The following is a 3,237-nucleotide window of genomic DNA, read 5'->3' as shown; positions in this document are numbered from 1 at the left end:
CTAAATTCCTGCATTCCTCAATCCCTCAATTCCCCAATTCCCCAATCCCCCAATCCCTAAATCCCTAAATCCCCAAATCCCCAAATCCCCCAACCCCCTAAATCAAAACGAATTCTCCCTTAAATACCTCCTGAACCCCTTGATCTGTTTCCGGCATTCCCCGGCCAGATGGTACACCCTGGAAAACTGATCCCTGTTCAGATACTGGCAATCCCAGGCCCTGTACAACTGGGACTGCACCTCCCCACAAGATCTCTGTGAATACCCCAGGAACCTGACAAACTCCCTGGAGCTCCCGTCATCAAAGCCCTCGGCAATATTATCCATGATGGAGCCCGAAGACCTGGATATCTGATCCTTGAGGCTGAAGTCCCTTCTGAATCTCTCCTGATGAATAATCTGCTGCACCTCCTGGCACAACTCCCTGGCAACCTGCCAGCAAGGCAGTTCCTCAAAATACTTGTATCCCATCCTGATCCTCCTATGTTTTTTTGCCTACTACCCCTCCCTGCCCAACACATCAACAACAAAATCCCCCCAATTCCCAAATCCCTAAATTCCTAAATTCCTAAATCCCCCAATTCCCCAATCCCCAATTCTCCAATCCCCCAATCCCTAAATCCCAAAATCCCTAAATTCCCCAATCCCCCAATTCCCAAATCCCTCAATTCCTCAATTCCTAAATCCCCCAATCCCAAATTATTCCTAAAGTATTTCCCACCCCAGTCGATAAAAGAGTCAAATCCCAAACAGTGGCAAGGAAGCCATTGTAAACTTTATTCAAGGAGGAAAAGTTATGTCACTGACAATCAATCACAACCCAATGGCCATGAATGCCCAGCGCAATCTGGAAAGCCATTACGGCGACCTGGCCACCTCTACCCGCAGGCTCTCCTCGGGCCTTCGCGTGGACACCGCAGCCGACGACGCAGCCGGCCTGGCTGTTCGCGAACTCATGCGCGCGGACATCGCCGCCATGAACCAGGGCGTGCGTAACGCCAATGACGGCATCTCCGCCATTCAGACCGCGGACGGCTCTCTTGAGGTCATCGACAACAAGCTCATCCGCATGAAGGAACTGGCCGAGCAGGCCGCCACCGGCACCTACACTGCGGATCAGCGCGAGGTCATCGACGGCGAGTATCAGCAGATGAAGGAGGAGATCAACCGCATCGCCAGGCAGACCGAGTTCAACCAGCAAAAGCTCATCGACGGCTCAGTTACCGGCGACGATTCCCTGAAGGTCCACTTCGGCCCCAGGGACAACTTCGGCGAGGACTACTACCATGTGGACATGGGTGACGCCACTGCCGCAGGCCTGGGTATCGACAACAGCTACCTCAGGTACACTGTGGAGGCTCCTGTGGAGAACGCCCAGGAAATCATGGGGCACGTGCAGGATGAACTGGAAGGAGACGACTGGGACCGCGATTCTCTGGAGATGCACATGAATGATGCCCTTGGTCACATGAAGTATGCCAGGGAAGAGCTGGAGACTGCTGATGAGAAGCTTGACGATGACCAGTGGGGCGATCAGGTTCAGCAGATGAAAAATCTACTGGATGAGGCCATTGAAAACGTCGAAGGGGACATTGAGCGCCTGCAGGACGGGGATGAGCCTGAAGACGTGGATGATGTGGTCAGAAACCTGGGTATGCTCACTGATGGTGGAGTTGCTGACATGGAAGGCGTGGAAATAGAAGAAGGCGCTGAATACTTTGTGAGCATCGGTGGCCAGGAGTTTAATCACGAAGCTGAGGAAGGCGAAGACCTCGAAGATGTCCTGGAGGCCCTTGCAGGGCAGATTGATGACGAAGAGGGCTACTCCGCCGAGGTGGATGGAGACCGGCTTCTTATCACCGACGGCGTGGGCAGTGAGCAGGTAGAACTGTTTGCCCGGGATGACCTTGGCACAACCAATGTACAAAGGGATCTGAATCAGTCAAGGGAGCTTGAAGAAAGTGATTTTTCTGTCGGTCCCCAGGGAAATAACACTGACTCTGATCGCGTTGTAGATATCGATGAGAACGGTATAGACTGGGAAGCTGTTGGTGGTAAAGAGTTCTCGGTCACCATTGGAGATGACGTGATTTCCATAGAAGCAAATGATGGAGACAGGGCAGATGATATAGCTGATGCACTATCTACCGCAATAAATGATTTTGATGGAGGAGATGTTTACAGTACATCTGGCCCAGATGAAGGTGATACTAATTTCACAATAGATCAAGGCGCTGGAAAAGTAAACATATCGTTTACAGGTCAGATTTATGATCCAACTGAACAGGATGTACTGGTAAATTCTATACAAACTACAGAGGGTGTTGATCGCACAATCAACTTCACCAATACCGGCTGGGAGCCCATAGAAGGTGAGGAATATTCCGTGACATTCGCTGGAGATACCTTTCGCTACGTAGCCCAGGAAGGAGATACAAGTGAAGATGTAGCAGAGGGGATAGCAGATGAGATAGAAGCCAGCGCAGATTATAATGCGGAACATGTAAGTGTTACTGATGGAACGATTACATTAGGCTCTGATCTCAATTTAGGTCAAGAATACATCTCTGTAGCCGGTGAGACTAGAGAGGACAAGGACGACGTAGCGATCAATGATACCGGAAATACAGAAGATTTTAACCGCACCCTGGATTTTGGAAATACTGACTGGGAAGTCGTCGAGGGCCAGAATTATCAGGTAACTTTAGGTGCTGACACTTTTGACTATGAAGCTGAGGCAGGAGACAGTAAAGAGGATGTGGTCCGGGAACTGGCTGAACGAATAAACGAGGATGCTGGCTTTACCGCTGAATCCGAAGGAGAACTCATTACCATAACCAAAGGCGCAGGTGAGATATCTGATATCGATGTAGATGGACTCAAGCAGTACGATGTTGGCGAGGCTGGCTCCACCTCAGCCAGTCCAGTGGACTCCGAAATGGCCAACCACATCTTCACTGCCCGGGCTCAAGAGGCCCTGGAGACCATAGACGAGGCCATTGAGATCAAGGACCGCATCCGTGCAGACCTGGGTGCCTACCAGAACCGCCTGGATAACACCGTGAGCAACCTGCAGATCCAGGCAGAAAACCTGCAGGCCGCGGAATCACGCATCTCCGACGTGGACGTGGCTCAGGAAATGACCGAGTTCACCAGGAACCAGGTCCTCTCCCAGGGCGCAACCGCCATGCTGGCTCAGGCCAACACCCTGCCGCAGATGGCTATGCAGCTCATGGG

At 51.6% G+C, this 3,237-nt stretch carries 1 protein-coding gene and 2 pseudogenes; 2 read left to right on the top strand and 1 reads right to left on the bottom strand.

All coding sequences use genetic code 11. The features are described 5' to 3' along the window. Positions 1 to 102: 102 nt before the first annotated feature. Complete coding sequence (locus D5S03_RS12855; RefSeq protein ID WP_008871508.1) at positions 103 to 471, bottom strand: four helix bundle protein; 369 nt, start codon at positions 469 to 471, stop codon at positions 103 to 105. A gap of 325 nt (positions 472 to 796) precedes the next feature. Here D5S03_RS12855 and D5S03_RS12850 point away from each other — a divergent pair. Further along, positions 797 to 1,165, top strand: a pseudogene (locus D5S03_RS12850) (flagellin N-terminal helical domain-containing protein); the annotation flags it as partial. A gap of 1,800 nt (positions 1,166 to 2,965) precedes the next feature. Further along, a pseudogene (locus D5S03_RS12845) lies at positions 2,966 to 3,237 on the top strand (flagellin); the annotation flags it as partial.

This window comes from Desulfonatronospira sp. MSAO_Bac3 (assembly GCF_003838035.1).
In the GTDB taxonomy this organism is placed as follows: Bacteria; Desulfobacterota; Desulfovibrionia; order Desulfovibrionales; family Desulfonatronovibrionaceae; genus Desulfonatronospira; species Desulfonatronospira thiodismutans.
The sequence above is the reverse complement of the archived record's forward strand: the minus strand, read 5'-3'. Positions and strand labels throughout refer to the sequence as shown.